The organism is Gymnodinialimonas sp. (assembly GCF_059726805.1).
The window spans coordinates 631815-653189 of the sequence record NZ_AP041059.1; the positions used below are offsets into that span (position 1 = coordinate 631815).

Annotated in this window: 18 protein-coding genes; 4 read left to right on the forward strand and 14 right to left on the reverse strand. The window is 65.2% G+C overall.

Annotated features, from left to right (window positions below; translation table 11 throughout):
• Window positions 1-9 precede the first annotated feature (9 nt).
• Together AC6I9R_RS03185 and regB are read right to left on the reverse strand one after the other, a co-directional pair.
• Entirely contained in the window at window positions 10-1665 is a 1656-nt protein-coding gene (locus AC6I9R_RS03185) for a PAS-domain containing protein (protein WP_461429125.1), read from the reverse strand.
• A gap of 121 nt (window positions 1666-1786) precedes the next feature.
• A complete protein-coding gene (regB, locus tag AC6I9R_RS03190; RefSeq protein WP_461429126.1) occupies window positions 1787-3211 on the reverse strand; it encodes a sensor histidine kinase RegB in 1425 nt (474 codons plus the stop codon).
• 102 nt (window positions 3212-3313) lie between these two features.
• On the opposite strand from regB, the gene AC6I9R_RS03195 reads away from it, so the two are divergent.
• Window positions 3314-3946: an SCO family protein gene (locus AC6I9R_RS03195; protein WP_461429127.1), complete on the forward strand. Its 633-nt coding sequence runs from the start codon at window positions 3314-3316 to the stop codon at window positions 3944-3946.
• A 57-nt stretch (window positions 3947-4003) separates the two neighbouring features.
• On the opposite strand, the gene AC6I9R_RS03200 is transcribed toward AC6I9R_RS03195, so the two are convergent.
• The 3 genes from AC6I9R_RS03200 to AC6I9R_RS03210 all read right to left on the reverse strand — a co-directional run bounded on the left by AC6I9R_RS03200 (window position 4004) and on the right by AC6I9R_RS03210 (window position 6742).
• Complete coding sequence (locus AC6I9R_RS03200) at window positions 4004-4789, reverse strand: prephenate dehydrogenase/arogenate dehydrogenase family protein (RefSeq protein WP_461429128.1); 786 nt, start codon at window positions 4787-4789, stop codon at window positions 4004-4006.
• Window positions 4790-5042: 253 nt separating this feature from the next.
• Complete coding sequence (locus tag AC6I9R_RS03205; RefSeq protein WP_461429129.1) at window positions 5043-6350, reverse strand: ammonium transporter; 1308 nt, start codon at window positions 6348-6350, stop codon at window positions 5043-5045.
• Window positions 6351-6403: 53 nt separating this feature from the next.
• Complete coding sequence (locus tag AC6I9R_RS03210) at window positions 6404-6742, reverse strand: P-II family nitrogen regulator (RefSeq protein WP_461429130.1); 339 nt, start codon at window positions 6740-6742, stop codon at window positions 6404-6406.
• 307 nt (window positions 6743-7049) lie between these two features.
• Between AC6I9R_RS03210 and AC6I9R_RS03215 the strand changes: the two genes are divergently transcribed.
• Window positions 7050-9353, forward strand: coding sequence for a transglycosylase domain-containing protein (locus tag AC6I9R_RS03215; RefSeq protein WP_461429131.1), 2304 nt, complete (start codon window positions 7050-7052; stop codon window positions 9351-9353).
• 107 nt (window positions 9354-9460) lie between these two features.
• Here the strand turns inward: AC6I9R_RS03215 and AC6I9R_RS03220 are convergent, their stop codons facing one another.
• From AC6I9R_RS03220 to AC6I9R_RS03230, 3 genes are all read right to left on the reverse strand, one after another.
• On the reverse strand, window positions 9461-11029 hold the full coding sequence (locus AC6I9R_RS03220) for a gamma-glutamyltransferase family protein (RefSeq protein WP_461429132.1): 1569 nt from the start codon (window positions 11027-11029) through the stop codon (window positions 9461-9463).
• A 449-nt stretch (window positions 11030-11478) separates the two neighbouring features.
• Window positions 11479-12015 (reverse strand): ATP-binding protein, encoded by a 537-nt coding sequence (locus AC6I9R_RS03225; protein WP_461429133.1) that lies wholly within the window; start codon window positions 12013-12015, stop codon window positions 11479-11481.
• Between the two features lie 67 nt (window positions 12016-12082).
• Complete coding sequence (locus AC6I9R_RS03230) at window positions 12083-12430, reverse strand: STAS domain-containing protein (protein WP_461429134.1); 348 nt, start codon at window positions 12428-12430, stop codon at window positions 12083-12085.
• A gap of 88 nt (window positions 12431-12518) precedes the next feature.
• Between AC6I9R_RS03230 and AC6I9R_RS03235 the strand changes: the two genes are divergently transcribed.
• Window positions 12519-13682, forward strand: coding sequence for a thiolase family protein (locus AC6I9R_RS03235; protein WP_461429135.1), 1164 nt, complete (start codon window positions 12519-12521; stop codon window positions 13680-13682).
• 119 nt (window positions 13683-13801) lie between these two features.
• Window positions 13802-14251 (forward strand): GAF domain-containing protein, encoded by a 450-nt coding sequence (locus AC6I9R_RS03240; protein ID WP_461429136.1) that lies wholly within the window; start codon window positions 13802-13804, stop codon window positions 14249-14251.
• A gap of 51 nt (window positions 14252-14302) precedes the next feature.
• On the opposite strand, the gene AC6I9R_RS03245 is transcribed toward AC6I9R_RS03240, so the two are convergent.
• From AC6I9R_RS03245 to lspA, 6 genes are all read right to left on the reverse strand, one after another.
• Window positions 14303-15463 carry a DNA recombination protein RmuC gene (locus AC6I9R_RS03245; protein ID WP_461429137.1) on the reverse strand — a complete coding sequence of 387 codons (1161 nt, stop codon included), beginning with the start codon at window positions 15461-15463 and terminating at the stop codon, window positions 14303-14305.
• On the reverse strand, window positions 15460-17292 hold the full coding sequence (mutL, locus tag AC6I9R_RS03250) for a DNA mismatch repair endonuclease MutL (RefSeq protein ID WP_461429138.1): 1833 nt from the start codon (window positions 17290-17292) through the stop codon (window positions 15460-15462). The genes AC6I9R_RS03245 and mutL overlap by 4 nt, the downstream gene beginning before the upstream one ends.
• A gap of 97 nt (window positions 17293-17389) precedes the next feature.
• A complete protein-coding gene (locus tag AC6I9R_RS03255) occupies window positions 17390-18709 on the reverse strand; it encodes a M16 family metallopeptidase (RefSeq protein WP_461429139.1) in 1320 nt (439 codons plus the stop codon).
• A complete protein-coding gene (locus AC6I9R_RS03260) occupies window positions 18706-20079 on the reverse strand; it encodes a M16 family metallopeptidase (RefSeq protein ID WP_461429140.1) in 1374 nt (457 codons plus the stop codon). The genes AC6I9R_RS03255 and AC6I9R_RS03260 overlap by 4 nt, the downstream gene beginning before the upstream one ends.
• A 187-nt stretch (window positions 20080-20266) precedes the next feature.
• Window positions 20267-20773 (reverse strand): DUF3035 domain-containing protein, encoded by a 507-nt coding sequence (locus AC6I9R_RS03265; RefSeq protein WP_461429141.1) that lies wholly within the window; start codon window positions 20771-20773, stop codon window positions 20267-20269.
• Window positions 20774-20833: 60 nt separating this feature from the next.
• Window positions 20834-21307 (reverse strand): signal peptidase II, encoded by a 474-nt coding sequence (gene lspA, locus AC6I9R_RS03270; RefSeq protein ID WP_461429142.1) that lies wholly within the window; start codon window positions 21305-21307, stop codon window positions 20834-20836.
• Window positions 21308-21375 lie beyond the last annotated feature (68 nt).

Here is a 21375-nt window from a genome sequence, read left to right on the forward strand (position 1 = left end):
GGCGCTGACTTAGGCGCGGCGTTGCGCGCCGCCGTTGGCCTGGGCCCGGGCCGCATCCAGAAGCGGTGTTGCGGTTTGCACGCCGAGGTCGGCCAGGGGATCGGAGAGGCTGACATCGAGGGGCAGGAATTGCACCACGGTGGCGCGCCCGCGCGTGGGCGCCATGCGCACGGCGAGGCGCAGGCCGTCCAGTGTCTCGACCTCTTCAACCCAGGGCGCGCGCTCCACCTCGTGGCCGACGAACTGGCGGATCTCGCCCCAGACGCGGCTGGGTTTGCAGCCTTCGGCCCATTCGGCGCAGGCCTGGTTCAGGTGTGGCATCTGCGCGAGGATCTGCGGATCCTTGCCCCAGAGACGTCCGTATCCTTCGTTGGCACCGATCATCGCGCCATCGGCCTGGAACACCGCAATCGCGGCGGGAACGGCATCGAGGATGGCCTGGAACATCTCCAGATCCGCGCGGAACTGGCGGGTGAGCGAGACTTCGGCACTGATATCTTCGAACATGAAGGCGATGGCGCCGTCGGGGTGTGGGCGGCCCATGACGCGGAAGGTCTTGCCCTCGGGCAGCTCCCACAATTGGCGGTAGGTGCCGTTCTCCGCGCCTTCTTCGAGCTGCGCAATCTCATCGCGCCAGGACCGGTAATCGCGCGGCTCGGGCATGCGCTTCTTCTCGCGCAATTGGTCCAGAAAGGACCGCAGATCGGGGCGGGCCGACAGGAACTCCGCCCCCGCTTGGGTCAAGGCCACAAGGGCAGGATTGAAGGTGACGAGCTGGCGCTTGCGGTCGAAGACGGCAAGGCCCACGGGCAGCGCGGCGAAGGTCTTGGTGGTGGTCTGAAGGAACTCTCGCAGGCTGGTTTCGGCCCGCACCAGACGGTCGGCGGGCTGCGCGGTGAACAGGGCCGTGCCGCCGGGCAGGGGATCGCGGCTGATCTCGTACCAGGTCGGCTCATCACGGTCGGGCATGGCGATTTTGCAGCGGCGGATCGTGCCTTCGGAGGGGGCATGTTCCAGCTCGGACGCGAAGATCCGGGGCAGGGGCCAGCCCGGCGCCTCGCCATCGCGCAGGCGTTCCACCAGCTCAAAGTAGGCGGCATTGGCCCAGGTGACGCGGGTGCTGTCATCCTCCCGCCACATCGGGACGACGCCGGTGTCGAGCGCGGCGCGCAGATCCGACAATTCCGATTGCAGCGCGTTGAGCGTGGCGGCCTCCACGGCCTGGCGCCCTTCGCCGTCGCCCGCAGGCCCGACCGAGAGGGTCAGGACATCCTCATCCTCCAGCCTTCCGGCGATAAACACGGCATCCGCGCCAATGCGCCCGTCGATCAGGAAAGCATCGCCGCGGTCTTGCAGGGCGGCCATGCGCGCGGGCAGATCCGGGCTGAGGGGGGTCAGCGTGGACACCAGACGCCGGAACGCGAAGGAGCGGTCGACGCCGGGGTCAAGGAAGGCGTCATCGTCCTCCACATCTGACAGCATATAGCCCTCTCGAAACCGGTAGCGGCGCAGCACATCGGTGCCGCTGGCCCGGCCTGACGGTCCCGTCGCCGCACGTGGCGCGGTGGCGCGGTTGGCGAGAAGTCGCGTGGTCAGCACCACGGCCATGGCGGCAGTGGTGAAGGTAATCGCGATGAAAATCAGTGTCGTGGCGTTGTCCAACACCCATACCCCGTTATTTTTCTGCCCCGTCGGCGAGGATGGGGCAAAACGGTTAACGGTCCGTTAATGGGCGCGGAGGGTGTTCAGGGCTGTTGTTTCCGTAGTGGAAACAATCCCCGCCGGATCAGTCAATTATCGGCATATTCGGCCCCAATGCCCCGCTGGATTGCGGATCGGGCGACTGGATGGAGGCCTCGGGCCAGACCACCTGAACCCGCGCGCCAGAGCGTCCGTGGGTGTCGTCTTCGGTCAGGAAGGGGTCTGCGACGTTGACGAAATGCACCTTCGCACCGGAGCGTTCGAGCAGGGTCTTGGCGATGAAGAGGCCCAGGCCCATCCCCTGATACCCCGGGCGCAAATCCTGATGCACGCGGTTGCGGCGGCGCAGGAATGGGTCACCCAGACGCCCCAGCAGATCCGGCGGAAACCCGGGCCCATCATCAGTGATGGTGATACGCACGAAACCGTCGCCCCAATCGGCCTCAATCCAGACCTGCCCGGCGGCGAAATCCACCGCGTTCTGGATGAAGTTGCGCAAGCCGTGGATGACCTCGGGTTTGCGCCAGATATGGGGTTGTTGCGCGGGGTCGAGGTCGTCGATGCCTTCGACCGGGTGGAAATCATAGTGCAGCTCGATCCCGCGGTCGGCGTGGGGTTCGGCTGATTCCTGGATGACCGAGCCAAGCGGCGCGCTGCGCAGAAGGATGTCGTCCTTCCCGGCCCGCCCCATGGAACGCAAGATGTCGCGACACCGGTCCGCCTGATCGCGGATGAGCGCCGCGTCTTCGGCCAGGGTCGGCTGCTCGGAGAGGTCGTCCAAAAGCTCGGTCGCGACCAGTTTGATCGTCGCCAGCGGTGTGCCCAACTCATGGGCCGCTGCCGCGATGACGCCGCCCAGGTCGGTCAACTTCTGCTCCCGCGCCAGGGCCATCTGGGTCGCCAGTAGCGCCTGGTTCATCCGCTGCGTCTCGGACGCGACGCGGCGGGCATAGGCCGAGAGGAACAGGATGCCGATCACCAGCGAAACCCAGAAGCCCAGGATGAACAGGCCGGGCAAGGCCAGGACTTCTCCGGTCAGGGTTGTCAGGGGCAGATACCACAGGCCGAGGCAGGAGATCAGGAAGATCGCCAACAGGCCCAGGATGACGGTGGAGCGCATCGTCAGCGCGGTGGCCGAGATCGTTACGGGGGCCAGGATCAGCAGCGAGAAGGGGTTGTTGAGCCCCCCGGTCAGGAACAGAAGAAACGACAGCTGCGCCAGGTCAAACAGCAGCGTCAGCATGGCGTCGCGGTCGCTAAGGCGCTGATTTTCAGGGAATATCGAGAGCGCCACAAGGTTCGAGACGACGGACGCCCCGATGGCAAGGAAACATAATCCCAATTCGACCCGCAGGCCCAGGTAGAACGACGCCGTCACCACGGCCACGGTCTGCCCGAGGATCGCCAGCCAACGCAGAACCAGAAGCGTGCGCAGGCGCACCCAATCCACGCGGCTGTCCTGTTGCAACAGGATCAGGGCCGGGTCCTGAGTGGGTTCTACAAGGGCCATGGGGCGGGGCATCCTGTCACATTAACGCGGTCGTGAATTGTTAGGCGGGCGTGACTAGGTAATCAACGTGGCGACTTATCCACCTTGAGGGGATCTTGGAACATGACACGGACCTACGCACTCGCCTCGGTTGCGCTGATTGGCGCGCTGATGGCTGGCACCGGCGTTGCCGTCTACCTCGCAAACGCGGGCAGCGGTGACGCATTCGCGCAATGCCGCCAGGGCGTCGTGGCCGGCGGTGCGGGCTCCATCGGCGGACCGTTCGAGCTGGTCTCCGAGACCGGAGAGACGGTGACGGACGTGGACGTCATCACCGAGCCGACGCTGATGTACTTCGGCTATACCTTCTGCCCCGATGTCTGCCCGCTCGACACCGTGCGCAACGCGGAGGCCGTGGATATCCTGGAGCAGGGCGGGCACAGCGTGCTGCCGACGTTCGTGACGGTGGACCCCAACCGCGACACGCCCGAGATCGTCGCCGCCTTTACCGAGAACATCCACCCGCGCATGTTGGGCCTGACGGGCACCGAGGATCAGACCCACGCCGCCGCCAGCGCCTACCGCGTCTATTATCAGAATCACGACGACGGGACGGATCCCTATTACCTGGTGGATCACACGGCGTTCACGTATCTGATGATGCCCGAGATCGGATTCGTGGAGTTTTTCAACCGCGACGTCTCTCCGGTGGATATGGCCGAGCGGACAGCGTGTTTTATTGACGCGGCCAGCTGACCCGTCGCGATAGCGGCGTGGTGTCACGGACCGCCCGTGGATGCTGTCCTTTCAACGTCAGGCCTCGTTGTGGGACGGTGTCCTGGATGCTGTTTCCAGCTCGACACTTAACCCAGCGGCGAGATCGAAGAATTGCCTACGCACGGTCTCGGCGTAGGGATTGGCCTTCTCGATGGCTTCAAACACTTCGGGCGCGTCATGCTGAACCATGGAAATCGCCTCGGATAGCAAATCAAAGCTGCGCGTTGTCATGCGCGTTGGCAGCGGCCCCATCCTGAGCAGCACCTTGGCGATCAGGTGCGTCAGCCCCTGGACGATGGCCGCTTCCTGGTCGTGATCTTCCGGCGTCGTCATGATGACCCTCAGGCCGAGCGCCTTGCGCAGGAATGCCGCCAGCTTGCTATGTCGGCTTCCCTGAATCGGGCAGACCGCGATTTTCAGACCCGCGATACCGGACGTGGCACTCTGCGGCCCGAACAGAGGATGCGTCGCGACAATGTCGACGTGGTTGGGGAGGAGCCGCCGCATGATCTCGCAGGGCACGACTTTGACGGAGCCGACATCAACGATCAGCGCGCCGGGTGTGCAGGCCGCTGCGATCTTACGCACAACCTGCTCAAACGACGAAACGGGGGCCGCGATAAGGACCACGTCGGCCTGCGCTACCGCGTGCAATGACGTCAGGCGCACGCCCATCTGCGCTGCGATCTTGGCGACGTCTGGAGACGGATCGTAGGCTGAAACCTCGAAATGCGCGCCGAGATGGCGGGCGGCGAGTTGTCCGAAGGCCCCAAAGCCCACGATGCCGAGGGACGTGGTTTGGCGTCTGCTGTTGTTGTTCATCTGTCGACCCTTGAATGTGCCGCCCGGCACAAGGTCGAATGGATTTTGACCGCTGTCGGGGGCAGCGGAAAAATCATGGCAAATCACCCGCAGCTATGAGGGCTGAGGATAATAGTCCTGCGATGCGAAGAACGTGTTCACCATGGCGGCAGGCGTACGGCACTCGGGAGAAGAGTGTCAACGGTGTTGCGGGTGATCCGCCCAATGAAAAAGGGCGCCCTAAGGCGCCCTTTCGTGTTTCTGGACCCAAGGCTTAGCCCTTGGAGAACTCGGGGTAGGCTTCCATGCCAAGCTCGGCGACGTCGAGGCCGTTGATCTCTTCCTCTTCACCGACGCGGATGCCGACGGTTGCGTTCAGGATGAACCAGACGATCAGCGAGGTGACGAAGACGAAGATGCCGATGGCTGCGATGCCGAGGATCTGAGCGCCCCAGTTGCCGGTGTAGAAGGCTACGGCGAGCGTGCCCCAGATACCGGCAAACAGGTGCACCGGAATGGCGCCGACGACGTCGTCGATTTTCAACTTGTCCAGCAGCGGCACCGTGAAGACCACGATCACACCACCGACCGCACCGGTCAGAAGCGAGCCGAAGAGCGACGGAGCCAGAGGCTCGGCCGTGATGGAGACCAGACCGGCAAGCGCACCGTTGAGGACCATCGTCAGGTCGACCTTGCCGTACATCACCTGGGTCAGGATCAGCGCGGCAACGGCACCGGAAGCAGCCGCCATGTTGGTGTTGGCGAAGATGCGGGAGACGTCAGCGACATCACCAATCGTGCCCATCGCCAGCTGCGAGCCGCCGTTGAAACCGAACCAACCCAGCCACAGGATGAACGTACCCAGGGTTGCCAAGGCGAGGTTCGAGCCGGGCATCGGGTTGACGCGGCCGTCCTTGTACTTGCCCAAGCGAGGGCCAAGAACGATGGCACCAGCCAGCGCTGCGAAACCGCCTGCTGCGTGAACGAGCGTGGAGCCTGCGAAGTCGGAGAAGCCCGCGTCAGACAACCAGCCGCCGCCCCACTGCCAGGACGCCTCGATCGGGTAGATGAAGCCCGTCAGGACAACAACGAAGATCAGGAAGGGCCAGAGCTTGATACGCTCAGCGAGGGTACCGGACACGATGGAGGCCGTGGTGGCACAGAACATCAACTGGAAGAAGAAGTCGGAACCAACGGAGGCGTAGTCCAGCGCGGTTTCGGTGTCGGCCAGGCCCACGGGCTCCAGCGAGGTGATGGCGAAGAACGGACCCAGCCAACCTTCGATCAGCCATTCGGCCGGGTACATGATGCCGAAACCCACCAGCCAATACATGATGGCCGCGATGGAGAAGAGCGCGATGTTCTTGGTCAGCTGCATCGCCACGTTCTTGGAGCGGACAAGACCGGCCTCCAACATCGCGAAGCCTGCGGCCATCCAGAACACCAGGAAGCCGCCCACAAGGAACAGCAACGTGGTGAGGATATACGAGGTGTGAAGCGCGGCCTCATCTTGGGCCAGTGCCACGCTTGGCAGCGCGATTGCACCCGCGGCCAAGACTGGAAGAAGATACTTATTTTGCATAGGTTTAGTTCCCTTACCCATCAATGCTTACAGTGCGTCGCGTGGATACGCGCTTACAGGGCATCGTCGTTGGTTTCGCCGGTCCGCACGCGCACGGCGCTTTGGACGTCGAGCACGAAGATCTTGCCGTCGCCGATCTTGTCGGTCTTGGCCGTGTTCTGGATCGTCTCGACCACCTGATCGGCCATGGAAGCGGCGACCACGATCTCCAGCTTCACTTTCGGCACGAAGTTCACGGCGTACTCGGCGCCGCGGTAGATCTCGGTGTGGCCAGACTGAGAACCGAAGCCCTTGATCTCGGTCACCATCATGCCGCGCACGCCGATGGAGGTCAGCGCTTCGCGGACTTCCTCCAGCTTGAACGGTTTGATTGCTGCAATGATGAGTTTCACTGTTTGTCACCCTTTTGCGGTTGGTTTGCTGTCCCTCACGCCCCGGACGGGCCGCGTATGTCCGGTAAAACAGGGCGGTTGACCCATGAGGGCAACGAAGTGCGGCTGATTCAGAGGCCGCTTTCGTGCCCATTTGCAAATTTTTTGCGCAAAAAGATGAAGATGCCGCTTTTTTGTGCGGATTGGGAATGGGCGGTGGTTCGCTGCCCCCTTCGCTTTCGACTCGAATTTCGGTATGACAGTTCCCAAATGAGGTAGGTCCCGGCGTGAAGCCACAATCGGACCCCCGAGGCGAGGCGAGAGTGATATGAGCCCTTCTGGCAATGGCAGGCGGCGTCTGGTGGCCGAGCGACGTGCAACGCCGCAACCCAAACGCACGCGCAGCGGCGGGTCTGGTGGTGGGGGCGGCGGGCGCAAGCCGCCCAAGCGCAAGACCGCGCGGCGCAAGCGGCCGCAGCGCGGCGGCATCCTGGGGTTCTTCGCGCGCATCATCCGTTTTATCGGGGGTCTGATCTGGAGCGTGATCTGGCGCAGTGCCGTGGTCGTCTCGCTGATCCTGGCGCTGGCCACGGGCTATTATTATGCGCAATTGCCGGAAGTGACGGATCTGCTGGACGCGCGCCAGCGCGGCTCGGTCACGATGCTGGACCGCCATGGAGAGGTCTTTGCCTGGCGCGGAGAGCAGTTTGGCGGTGCGATTGATCCAACGAATACCTCGCTGCATCTGGTCAACGCCGTGGTCGCCACGGAAGATCGCCGATTCTGGCGGCATCTGGGCATCTCGCCACGCGGCATCGCCTCGGCCATTCGCATCAACCTGTCTGAAGGGCGTGGGCCGCTGTCGGGCCACGGCGGGTCGACGATCACGCAACAGGTGGCGAAACTGCTGTGCCTGGGACGCGGGTTTGATCCCGAGGAATACGAGTCCGAGGCCGCCTATGAGGCCGACTGCCGCCGCACGACCCTGTGGCGGAAGATCCAGGAAGTGCCGTTCAGCTTCGCGATGGAGCTGCGCTATTCCAAGGCCGATATCCTGTCCATCTACATGAACCGCGCCTTCCTGGGGGCCGGAGCGCGCGGGTTTGAGGCCGCGTCGCAGCGCTATTTCGGCATCTCCTCGGCGGATGTGAACCCGCAGCAGGCGGCGATGCTGGCGGGCCTTCTGGCCGCGCCCTCGCGGTTTGCGCCGACGCGCAACCTGCAACGCAGCCAGGAACGCGCCAATGTGGTGCTGAACCTGATGGAGCGTGACGGCTACCTGAGCGAGGCCGCCGCCGACCGTGCGCGCGCAAACCCCGCGACCTTGTCGGAGGCCGCCAACCAGGACACCGGTGGGTATTTCGCCGATTGGATCATGCAGGTGGGCCCCGATTTCCTGACCGGCGACACGACGGAAGACGTGATCATCCGCACCACCTTTGACCCCGAGATCCAGGCCGCGGCTGAGGCATCGATCCGCAACGTTTTTGCCAACCAGGTCCGCGAAGGGTCCGAGGCGGAAGCCGCGATTGTGGTGATGAGCGCCGACGGCGCCGTGCGCGCGATGGTCGGCGGGCGCGATCTGGCGGGCGGCGGGTTGTTCAACCGCGCGGTGCAGGCGTTGAGGCAACCGGGAAGCGCGTTCAAGCCCTTCGTCTACGCCACGGCGCTGGATCTGGGCTGGCGTTTTGACGACATGATCCTGGACGCGGAGTTGACCATCAACGTGCCCGGCTCTGGCGCCTACAGCCCGACGAATTACACCAACCAATTCTACGGCATGGTGACACTGACGGAGGCGCTGCAATCCTCGCTCAACACCGCCGCCGTGCGCCTGTCCGAGGAAGTGGGCCGGGACCTCGTGCGGCAAGTCGCGGGTGATTTCGGAATCGAATCGGATCTCGCGGCGGGCCCGGCGCTGGCCTTGGGCGCGTCCGAATCGACGTTGATCGAGATGACGGGCGCCTATGCAGGCATCCTGAACGGCGGCTCTGCGGTGCGGCCCTACGGCATGACGGAGTTGCGCCTGCTGGGGGAAAGCGAGCCGATGTTCCAGCAGGAAACCGGCATCCGTGAGCGGGTGATCACGGAATCCTCGGCCCGGCAGCTGACCTACATGATGAGCCAGGTGGTCGCCGCAGGCTCTGGCCAGCGCGCGGCACTGCCGGACCGGCCCGTCGCGGGCAAGACCGGCACCACGAACTCGGCCCGCGATGCGTGGTTCGTGGGTTTCACCGCGGATTACGTCGCGGGCGTCTGGATGGGCTACGATGACAACCGGCCGCTTTCGGGCGTCACCGGCGGCGGCCTGCCGTCCGAGATCTTCCGGCAAGCGATGGAAGAGATCCACCGCGATCTACCGCCGCGCCCGCTACCGATGATCGACCCGATTGCCGAGGCCCGCCCCCCGGCCGAGCAGGACTTCTTCATCGGCACCGACGGACAGCCCTTGCCGATCAACCCCAACACCGGGCAGGTGCTGACCACCGACGCCGATGGCGTCATTCGGGGGCCGATCACGCCGCAGGGCACGCGGATCCCCATCGGGGATCTGCAGGGTCAGGGGCAGGGGGGCGATATCGGAAACGCTGTGAACAACGTGCTGAACCGGCTGTTCGGTCCGCGCCAGTAGGGGATATTTTTTAACGCGCTACCGCCCGGCGGGCTACTTGAGCGCGGGGTTATGTGCGACAGCGCGCGTTCAGCCGGCGACGGCGGGGTCAAACCCCGCCCTACGGCCTAGTAGCCGAGCGCGATGCCGTCCTTGCGGGGGTCCGAGCCGCCTTCCAGCACCCCGTCGGGGCGAATGCGAATGGCCTGTGCGCCGCCGATGGGGGCGGCGGGCGTGGTCAGGGTATGGCCCATCTCGGTCAGGGCCATTCGGGCGTCGGCGCCGTAACCCCGCTCGATCTTCAGCTCACCCGCCTCGACAAAGGACCGCGGCGCGTCGATGGCGGCCTGGGGGTCCATGCCGTAATCCACAACGTTCGACACAAAGCGCGCATGGCCCGTTGCCTGATACGCGCCGCCCATGACGCCGAAAGGCATCAGGGACCCGTCGGCCAGTTTCAACATGGCGGGAATGATCGTGTGCATCGGGCGTTTGCCCGGCCCGGCCTCATTCGCGTGGCCCTTCTCCAGCGTGAAACCGCCGCCCCGGTTCTGGAATAGCACGCCATACTTCTCGGAGGCAAAGCCCGAGCCGAAGGAATGGAAGATCGAGTAGATCAGACTGACCGCGCGCCGGTCCTTGTCGACGACGGTGATATAGACGGTGTCCTTGTGGATGTTGTCCGAGGCGGCGCGGGGATCGGGCATCGCCTGATGCGCATCGATCAGCCCCGCAAGGCGTGCGGCGGTGTCTTTGGACAGAAGGTGGTCCAGCCGCGTGACGTGATCGGGATCGGCAATGAAACGATCGCGGGCATCATAGCCGAGCTTCGTGGCCTCGGCCTCCAGATGGATCCGCAGGGCGCCGAAGGGGTCTTTCTGCGGGCGCATCTTCTCCAGCATGTTGAGGATCAACATGGCGGCCGCGCCCTGGCCGTTGGGCGGCAGCTCGATCAGTTCGGCGTCGCGGTAAGTGGAACGGAGGGGCGTGACGTAGTCGCAGCGGGTCTGGGCGAAATCCTCTTCCGTGTGGGTGCCGCCGAGCGCCTGGAGGGAGGCCAGCATATCGTCGCGCACCTCGCCTTCATAGAACCCGGCGCGCCCCTCAGCGGCGACGCGGCGCAGAACCTCGGCCTGGCCGGGGGCCTTGAAACGCGCCCCGATCTCAAGCGGCTGGTCGTCGTGGAGGTAATGCCGCCGCCCCGCGCCTTGCAGGACATCAGCGGATGCGAGGTAGTCCAATGCCACGCGCGGCGCGATTGGGATGCCCGCCTCTGCATAATGGATCGACGGGGCCAGGACAGCGTCGAGGGGGAGCTGCCCGTGGTCATCGTGCAAGCGGCATAAGCCGTCAATCGCGCCGGGCACGGTCACCGCGCTGATATCATAGAGCGGCATGGTGTCGTGCTGGGCGCGGATCGCGTCAGCGTCCAGCCCCGCCGGGGCGCGGCCCGAGGCGTTGAGGCCCAGAATCTCGCCACCTGGTTGTGCGACAAGCGCGAACATGTCGCCGCCGATGCCGGTGCTTTGCGGCTCACACAGGCCCAGAAGGATCGCGGCGCCGATGGCGGCGTCCACCGCGTTGCCGCCCTGTTGCAGGATCGAGACTGCGGTCTGCGCGGCCAGCGGGTGAGACGTGGCGCACATACCCTGGTCGGCATAGACGGTTGACCGCCCGGGTCGGTGAAAATCGCGCATGTTGTCCCTCCGTCGCTTGCGTGGCTGGACCCTAATCCGCTTGGCGCTGGGGACAAGAGGCGTTGTGGTTTGGGGGAGGGAGGGTTTGTGGCCGCAGAGAACCTCGACATCGCGCACTGGGTGGGGGCTTTGATACGCGGTGTCGAGGGAAGCCTCTGCAGCTACGAGGAGGGGTATGACGGCGCATCGCGGCGGCGGTTGGGAGAAAATGGGGCACTTGTGTGGCGCGGCGGTTTTGAGCGGGGGACCGCGCGAATGGGGCTTGTTTTACAGGGGCTTTGAGGGGTGTTCCCGTGGGGAAGGTTTTGCGGCGCGGTGCTGTAGACGGCCTTTTGAGGTGCGAATCACTGCGGCTGAACGCGGGTTTTGCGCCCTGTGGGATCGGGAAATGGTTGGACAGCATGGCGGCAGCCCATGCGTGCGCGGGAAGGCCAGACCCGCCGCGCCGTTCAGGAAGGCTGCGTGGGAATGAGAAACAAGAGCGCGTTGCAGCCGTCCACGCGGAAATACTGCAGCTCTTGGGTCAACTCCCGCACCATGGCCCAACCAAATCCGCCCTCGGGCAAGGCGTCCCGGTCTGTGGCATCGATGGCGGCGCTGACGCCCGCCGGCGGGACGCCATTGGGCATCGGTGCGCCTTGGTCGTGGATCTTGCACCAAAGGCCTGCGTCCGTCAGCCAGATCGACAGTTCGATCGGGTGACCTTCTTCAAAGCGGTAGGCGTGTTCGACCACATTGTTGAGCACCTCTCCCAGAATGATCTGGGAAGTGTCGCAGGTGGCCGTGTCGATCTGAGCGGCTTGGGTCGCCGCGCGGGTCTGATCGAGGGCCTCGCGGACCTGCACGGTGCCCGAGGTGAAGCGGTGGAAGATGTCGGGCGTTACGGCTGGTGACGTCCCGGTCTCTGACGTCTCGGCCTCTGACGTCTGGGGTGGTGACGCCTTCTTCGGGGACCCCTCATCCGGGGACGCCTTACTCAGTGACATTGTCCGATCCTCCCGTCGCGCCATTGGATCATTCTCTGCGCTGCCAGCGCATGCCGCCGAGCTCATGTTACTCTGCCGCTGTGGGGCCTGCGGCGGCAAGTCCGGCCTCCAGCGTTGGGAAAATCGCGAAGACGGCGTTCATCCGGGTCAGGGTCATGACCTTTTCGACCGGCGGTTGCAGGCCTGCCAGCGCCATATGACGCCCGGTGCCCAGGGCCTTATAGACGGCCACAATGGCGCCGAGGCCACTGGAGTCGAGGAATTCCACATCGGTGAGGTCCAGGATCACATCCCCACCATCGGCGGTCAGCGACCGGAACGTTTCCTTGAACTGGATCGCAATGCTCGCGTCGAGGCGGGTATCAGCGATGTGAACGACACCAACGGTGTCATGTTGGGTGTAGGTCAGATTCATCGGATGTTCCTCGTGCTCTGGATTTGTTAGGACCGTAGCGAGCAAAGATTACCATTTCGTTTTCACAAAGCCGCCAATTGGAGGATCGATGGAACAAATCGTTATTACCGGCGCCGCGCGCACGCCTATGGGCGGTTTCCAGGGGGCGCTTTCGCCCCTCACGGCGGCAGAAATGGGCGGTGCGGCAATCAAGGCCGCCATCGGCAACGCACAGGTAGACGAGTTGTTGATGGGCTGCGTGCTGCCCGCAGGCCAGGGCCAGGCCCCGGCGCGGCAGGCGGGCTTCCACGCGGGCCTGGGCGAAAGCGTGCCCGCTACGACGCTCAACAAGATGTGTGGATCGGGGATGAAAGCCGCGATGATGGCCTATGATGCGCTGGCGTTGGGCCAGGCCGATGTGATCGTGGCAGGCGGCATGGAGTCGATGACCAACGCCCCCTACCTGATGCCCGCGATGCGCGGCGGCGCGCGGATCGGCCACCAGAAAACGCTCGACCACATGTTCCTCGACGGGTTGGAGGACGCCTACGATAAGGGCAGGCTCATGGGCACTTTCGCCGAAGATTGCGCCGAGGCGTTCCAGTTCACCCGCGAGGCGCAGGACGCCTACGCCTTGGGCTCGCTGGAGAATGCGCTGTCGGCGATCAACTCCGGCGCTTTCGACGGAGAGGTCGCGCCGGTGACGGTGAAGACCCGCAAGGGGGCCACGGAAGTCTCCACCGATGAACAACCCGGCAACGCCCGCCCCGACAAGATCCCGCAACTCAAACCCGCCTTTCGCGAGGGCGGCACGGTGACGGCGGCCAACTCCTCCTCCATCTCCGACGGGGCCGCTGCCCTGACCCTCGCGCGCGCGTCCGTTGCCGAGGCGCAAGGCCTCACCCCCCGCGCCCGCATCCTCGGCCATGCCTCCCACGCCCATGCACCTGCGCTCTTCCCCACGGCGCCCGTGCCCGCGACCCAGAAACTCCTCGCGAAACTCGGCTGGACAACGGACGACGTCGACCTTTGGGAGGTCAACGAGGCCTTCGCCGTCGTCCCCATGGCCTTCATGCACGAGATGAACATCCCCCGCGAAAAGATGAACGTGAACGGTGGCGCCTGCGCGCTCGGCCACCCCATCGGCGCGTCCGGTGCCCGGATCATCGTCACGCTTCTGCATGCGCTGGAGGCCCGCAACCTCAAGCGCGGCATCGCCGCGATCTGCATCGGCGGCGGCGAAGGCACAGCTATCGCGATCGAGCGCCCATGAGGCCCCGTCTTCCCGATTCCCCCGTTCTTCAAATATCCCGGGCATGTGACCCTTATCTTCGATAAAGGCACAGGAGGGGCTGGCCCCTCATGTCCACCAATACCCATAGGCACCCCCCCATGGCCGACTACACAATGCTCGCCAAAACCATCGCGTCCCTTACCGAAGGCGAGACGGATACCGTCGCCCTGATGGCGACCCTCGCGTGTGAGATCCACCACGCCGACGACCGCTTTGACTGGACCGGTTTCTACCGCGTGACTGCGCCTGAACTGCTGAAAATCGGCCCCTACCAAGGCGGGCACGGCTGCCTGCAAATCCCATTCTCCCGCGGCGTTTGCGGGGCCGCCGCGCGCACGGGGCAGGCGCAGTTGGTCGCTGACGTGGACGCCTTCCCGGGCCATATCGCCTGCGCGTCCTCGACCCGGTCCGAGATCGTCCTGCCCGTGCGCGATGCCAAGGGCGACATCATCGCCGTCCTCGACATCGACAGTGACCAGCCCGACGCCTTTACTGGCGATGACGTGGCCGCACTGGAGGCGATCCTGTCGGAAACTTTCGCGCGCTGACGATTTTCGAAAATCGTCAACAGAGCCTTCGAAGGCTCTGGGCGCTTGGGGTTAGCGGGGCAGCGGCACGACCTCCGCCCCGTCGGGGGCGATGTCCTCGAAATCGAAGTTATCCAGCCGCTCCGCCCGTTTTCCGGCGCGGGCTGACGCGGTCAATATCCCCGCCACATCCTCCCCCGCCTGCCGCAAATGCGCCTCCAACTTGCCCGCGCGCTCGCCCACCAGCTCCACATCCCGGTGCAACTGACGCAAGGCCTTGCGGATCTCTCCGGCCTGCTCCCGCATCCGCGCGTCCTTCATCACCGCGCGCATGGTGTTCAGCGTGGCCATGCAGGTGGTGGGCGAGACGATCCAGACCCGCGCGTCAAAGCCCGCGCGCACCACGTCGGGCAGGCGGGCGTGCAACTCGGCGTAGACGGCCTCGGAGGGCAGGAACATGAGCGCGCCGTCGGCGGTTTCGCCTTCAATGATATACTTCTCGGCGATGGCTTTAATGTGCACCCGCACTGCCGCGCCGAGGTCGCGCAAGGCTCGGGCCTGAGCCTCGGCATCGGGGGCGCGCATCAGCGCTTCATAGGCCTCCAACGGGAATTTCGCGTCGATCACGATGGGGCCGGGTGGGTTCGGCAGGCGTATCAAGACGTCCGCGCGCTTGCCGTTCGACAGCGTGGACTGGAACGCATAGGCGTCGGGCGGCAATGCCCCCGAAACGATGTCGTTGAGCTGGATTTCCCCGAACATCCCGCGACGCTGCTTGTTTGACAGGATATCCTGCAGGCCCAAGACATCGCCTGATAGCTTCTCGATCTTCGCCTGGGCGCGGTCGATCTGGTCCAGCTTCTGCTGCAACTCCCCCAGGCTGCGCGCGGTGCGGGTGGAGGTTCCGTGGAGCGTCTCGGACATGCCCTTTTGCACCTCTTCCAACCGCCGCTCCATCGCCTCCTGCATACTCGCCTGGGCGCGGGCCTGATGGTCCGAGACCGACGCCAAGCCGCCCGCCAAGCGCTCTTGCCCCTGCCCCAGTGCCTGCACTGTCTGGCCGAGAGCGGCCATGTGGTGCGCCAAGGGCTCTACCGCTTGCGCCGAGCGCTTGGCGGCTCGGAGCGCCGAGAGGATCAGGAGAAGCAGCAGAACCAACAGAGCCGCGCCGCCCAAGACGGCCAGGGTCAGGGGATCGCCAAGATCCACCACGAAATCGCCCACCTGGATCACGTGCGCCCGAAGAGCCGCTCGATATCGGCCAGTTTCAGCTCCACATAGGTGGGCCGCCCGTGGTTGCACTGCCCGGAAAGGGGTGTCGCCTCCATCTCGCGCAAGAGCGCGTTCATCTCATCGGCGCGCATCTGGCGGCCTGAGCGGATGGAGCCGTGGCAGGCCACGCGGCTGAGCACCGCCTCCACCCGCGCCTGCAAGGTCTGGCTGTCGCCCAGATCGGCCAATTCATCGAGCACATCGCGCAATAGCGCTTCCGCGTTGATTTCGCCCAGGATCGCCGGGGTTTCGCGCACGGCGATGGTCCCGGGGCCGAAGGGCTCGATCATAAGGCCGAAGCGTTCGAGTTCCGCCGCGTGGTCCAAGAGCCGCTCCGCATCTGCGCCGAGGGTGATGATCTCGGGGATCAACAGGGCTTGCCGGGCGACGCCGGTCTCGGCCATCTGGGTCTTGAGACGCTCATAGACCAGCCGCTCATGGGCCGCGTGCTGGTCGACCAGCACGATGCCGCCCGGCGTCTGGGCGATAATGTAATTCTCATGGACCTGCGCGCGCGCCGCACCCAGGGGGCCATCGCTGTCGATCACCGCCTCATCGACTCGCGCCGACGGCGCATCCCACGTCGGCGTGTGCTCGGCAAATCCGGAGGAGAACCCGCGCGGCTGCCCAAGGCGGTCCATCTGGTACACACGGGGCGGCTGCGAGGAAGGGGCCTCGCCCAGAGGCCCCTGAGGAGGGGCGCGCATCGCCCCCAAAGTCGCGTCAGCAACGGTGGATGACGCCCGGTGCCCCGCCTCGGCCAAGGCGTGGCGCAGGCCGGTGACGATCAGGGACCGCGCGACGCCCGGTTCCCGGAACCGCACCTCGGACTTCGCGGGGTGTACGTTCACGTCCACCCTCTCGGACGGACAGCTGATGAAAAGAACCGCCGCCGGATGCCTATCGCGGCTGAGCACATCCATATAGGCGGCCCGCAGCGCGCCGATCAGCAGTTTATCCCGCACCGGACGGCCATTGACGAACAGGAACTGCGCCACGGCGGAGCCGCGCGAATAGGTGGGCAGGGCGGCGTAGCCCGTGAGGCGCAGCCCCTCGCGCTCCGCATCGATGGCCAGCGCGTTGTCGGTGAACTCCCGCCCCATGATCGACGTGAGCCGACCGCGCAGCGCGTCGAACAGATCGCCGCTTTCGGGATCGACGCGGAAGGTCACGCGCTCGCCGTCTGTCACGTCCTTCAACGTGAAGCCCACGGACGGCTCTGCCATCGCCAGGCGTTTTACCACGTCCGTGATCGCCTGCATCTCGGCCCGGTCGGTGCGCAGAAACTTCAGGCGTGCGGGCGTGGCGAAGAACAGATCGCGCAGTTCGACCACCGTGCCCCGGTTCAGGGCGGCGGGCTTTACGGCCTCCTGCGCGCCGCCCACCACGCGGATCATGTGGCCCGCACCGGAGGCCCGCGAGGTGATCGTCAAGCGCCCGACAGAGCCGAGCGAGGGCAAAGCCTCGCCCCGGAACCCGAAGGAATGGATGTTCAAAAGGTCCGTGCCGTCGATCTTGGAGGTCGCGTGGCGCGACAGGGCCAGGGGCAGGTCTTCTGCCGCCATGCCGCAGCCGTCATCGGTGACGCGGATCAGGGTTTTGCCGCCGTGCGCAATCTCGATAACGATACGCCGCGCGTCCGCGTCGATGGCGTTTTCCACCAGCTCTTTCACGGCAGAGGCGGGGCGTTCCACGACCTCACCCGCCGCGATGCGGTTGATCGCCGCCTCGTCGAGTTGCCGGATCACCGGGCGCATCTGGGCGCTTATGTTGGGGTCTGCGACGGCCATGACGCTACTTGTAGCATGGCTGGGGTCCGAGAGGGAACCGATTCTGGCGGGCGCGAGGCGGCGACGGGCGGCGGGACTTATCCCGCCGCCCCGGTGTTCAGTTCGACGGCTCAAGCCCCTCGGGCTGGCCCACGACCACGAAGCGCAAGGCGTCGGTCGAGATCACCTCAGCCGCGACGCGCGCGATGTCTTCCACCGTTACCGCCAGCACGTTGTCGTTGCGGGTGGCGATGTAGTCGATGGGCATGTTGTCGGCCTGCATCGCGGCCAAGATGCCCGCGATGGTGCCGTTGCCGTCAAAGCGCAGCGGGTAGGATCCGGTCATGTAGCGCTGCGCGGCCTGCAGTTCTTCCACCGTCACGCCGTTCTCGGCCAGGTCGGCCCACTGGGCCTGCACCACGGCAATCGCCTCGGCCACCAGATCGTTGGACGATGAGAAGCCGCCCTGGATCATCGGGGCCGATTTGCTGAGGCTGACCCAGGTGCTGATGCCATAGGTCAATCCGCGGGCCTCGCGGACTTCTGCCATCAGGCGAGAGCGATAGCCGCCCGCGCCGAGGATCTGGTTGGCCACGAAGATCGGGAAGAAATCCGGATCGTCACGGGCCACGCCCCGGTGGCCGAAATAGACGGAGGATTGCGGCGTGGCGAAATCGATCACCGTGATCCCGCCGGTGTCCGCGACCTCTGCCAGGCCCGGCAGGGGCACGTCCGCCTCGGGCAGATCACCCAGAAGCGCGTCGAGGATCGGGCCGAGGTCTTCCGCGGTCATGTCGCCCGCCACGCCGACGGAGACGCGGTCGCGCACGATGGCGCTTCGGTGGGCGGCAAAGAGGTCTTCGCGGGTGAGCGCCGCGACGCTTTCCAGCGTGCCTTCCAGGCGGCTGGCATAGGGATGGTCGCCGAAGGTGAGCGCGTTGAACTCGGCGCCTGCGATGGTGTCGGGGTCGTTGGCGTCGCCCTCCAGGATCGAAAGAACCTGGCCGCGCACGCGTTCCACCGCATCTTCGTCAAAGCGGGGTTCCATCAGGACATCGCGCAGAAGCGCCAGCACCTCGTCGCGGTTCTGGGTCAGCATCTGGACGGAAATCACCAGCTCATCGCGGTAGACGTCGAAGCTGAAGGACGCGGCCAGCCCCTCCAGCCGCTCGGCGAAAGAGGTGGCGTCCAGATCGCCGGAGCCTTCCTCCAGCAGCGCCGTCATCAGATGCACCGCACCGCGTGCGCCCGGCGCATCGATGGAGCCGCCGCCGTCAAACCAGAAGTCCATGGCCACAAACGGAATGGAGGTGTCTTCGACCAGCCAAGCCTCGATCCCGCCGTCGGAGGTGACGGGCTCGATATCGATGATGTTGGCGTGAACAGGCACGGCAAAAGCGAGGGCCGCCACGAGGGGTGTGAGGAAACGGGCGATCATTGGGACACCTCTGCGGTTTCTTCGGGAGTGGGGCGCATCAGGTAGCCGGTTGTCGTGGCCCCCTGGCTGAAGATCGCGCGGGCGGCCTCCATGATATCGTCGGTCGTCACGGCGGCCAGCACGTCGGGCCAGGCCTGCACGTCGGCCACGGTCAGGCCCGAGGTCAGGGCAGCGCCATAAACGCGGGCCAGGCCTTCAACGTCATCCTCGTCATAGATCTGGGCGGCGAGGATCTGGAAGCGGATCCGCTCCAGCTGCGCCGGGTCGATGCCCTCTTCCAGGAACTCATCGATTTCGGCCAGAAGATCGGCCTCGGCCTGTTCCAGCGGCGTGCCGGGCAGGGGCAGGTTGATCAGGGTGAAAGTCGTCGTATCCAGGCTGGTGCCGCCATAATAGGCACCCACAAAGAGGGAGCGTTCGTCTTCCAGCTGCAACTCGCGCGGCAGCACGGAGGTGAAACCGGAGCCTGCAAGGACCTCGGCCAGCAGCGTCAGGGCGGCGGCCTCTTCCTGGTCGCCCGCGTTCCGCTCGGGCGCGAGGTAGTTGATCGAGACATAGGGGTTGGCGACGCGGGCATCCTCAAGGATCACCCGGCGTTCGGCGATATGGGGCGGCTCGGACGGGCGCTCGCGCGATTCCGTGGCGGCGATATCGGGATGCGCGGGGATCGGCCCGTAGTGTTCCTCGGCCAGGGCGCGGACTTCTTCGGGCGTGGCGTCACCGGCCACAACAAGGATGGCGTTGTTGGGATGGTAGTGCGTCTCGTACCAGTCGCGGGCATCTTCCAGGCTCAATTCTTCCATCTCGTGGCGCCAGCCGATGATCGGGCGACCGTAGGGGTGGTTAAGGTGGATCGCGGCGGCGAGTTGTTCGTTGAAAAGGCCCCCCGGCGAAGTGTCCGTGCGTTGGGCACGCTCTTCCAGGATCACCTGGCGTTCGGTCTCGACCTCGGCGGGGTTGAGGACCAGATCGCGCATCCGCTCGGCCTCCATCTCCATCATCAGGCCCAGGCGGTCGGCGGCGACACGCTGGTGGTAGGCGGTGTAATCCCAGGAGGTGAACGCGTTGTCCGAGCCGCCGTTGGCTTCCACTACGCGCGAGAACTCGCCGCTTTCCAGATCATCCGTGGCCTTGAACATCAGGTGTTCCAGGAAATGTGCGATGCCGGATTGGCCGGGCATCTCATCGGCGGACCCGGCGCGGTACCAGACCATATGGGTAACGGCGGCACTGCGGTGATCTTCGATCACGACGACCTGCATGCCGTTATCAAGCGTGAACTCGGTGACTTCACCGGCGGCGCTGGCTGCAAAGGGCAGGGCGGCCAGACCGAGGGCGAGGCTGGCGCCTGCCAGGTGGGGGCGGATCATAAATGGCATCTCCGGGACGGTTGATCGTTGGGGAGGAATGTATGGGGATTCATCGCCGCATCAACAGTTCTGACGCAGACGTTATGGATGCGCGTTTGGCAAAAGGCTTTTTTGGCGCAACGGCCCACCCGCCCTCCCCCGTCGCGCCAAAAAAGCCTGTGGCGCGTTGGGTGTTGGCGGCGCGCTGTCAGAGCCCTGGGGGCGGGGCGGACGGCGTTTGCACGCCGGACCGGCGCAGACGCTCCAACTCGGCGTAGCGATCAAGCGACTGCTCGCGGTAGGCGCGGAAATAGACGGTGGTGCCGAACACACGCTCGAGCAGACGGCCCTGGTTGTTGCCGCGGAACTCCAGGTCCTCCGCCGCCAGGGTGCCGCGGATGTCGGGCGCGACGCCGAAGCGGGAGGCGTGGTTGACCAGTCCGCCCGCGCTGCGGTTGGCGCGGGTGATGTCGCCCCCCAGGGCCGCGATGGCGTCGGCTTCGGGGTTGGGGTCGGCACGGTTGGTGCCGCCACGCGTGGGCGTCGGCAGGGTGGTGCGATCTGCGGGCAATTCCAGCTCGTTCGTGGGCACGATGGCGAATTCATCGGGCCCGGATTCCGTGTTGCGCAGGTTCATCAGCGTCGGCGTCCCTTGCGAGCATGCCGTCAGCCCAAGGGTCGTGATCATCACCAGAAGTGTTGCGCGCATCGCCATCGAATTCTCCTTGCGCCCTTGGTCTAGCGCATCTTCAAACGCCCGTCACGGGGTATATCTTCAGGTCGCTTTCTTCTCGGCTTCCGCAAAAACGATCAGCCCCACGGCGCCCACGACAACCCCGATATCGGCAATATTGAAGGTGTAAGGATTCTGGAACCCACAGCACGACATGTTGAGAAAGTCGATCACCGCCCCGTGGATCACGCGGTCCAGCGCATTCCCCAACGCGCCGCCCACTACCGCGCCCGCGCTCAGCAGCGCCAGGGGCCGCGTCAGCCCGGTCCTGGCCCAATAGAAGATCCAGCCGCAGATCAACAGCGCCAGCACGATGAGGCCATAGCGCGTGACCTCTGGCCCCCCGGCCAGAAGGCCAAAGTTGATCCCGGTGTTCCAGCCCAGGTGGAACACGAGGAACGGCCGGAAGACCTCCAGATGGATCCGCTCGATCAGGTTGAGGCCATAGAGCACGCCGTATTTCGACCCCTGATCGATCAGGAACCAGAACAAAGCGCTAAGGTAGAAAAACCGCATGGGACCTCATTGAACTAATTGCCGCTGCGAGGAGCGTAAGCGAGGAGGGGCGGTGCCCTTCGCAGGCA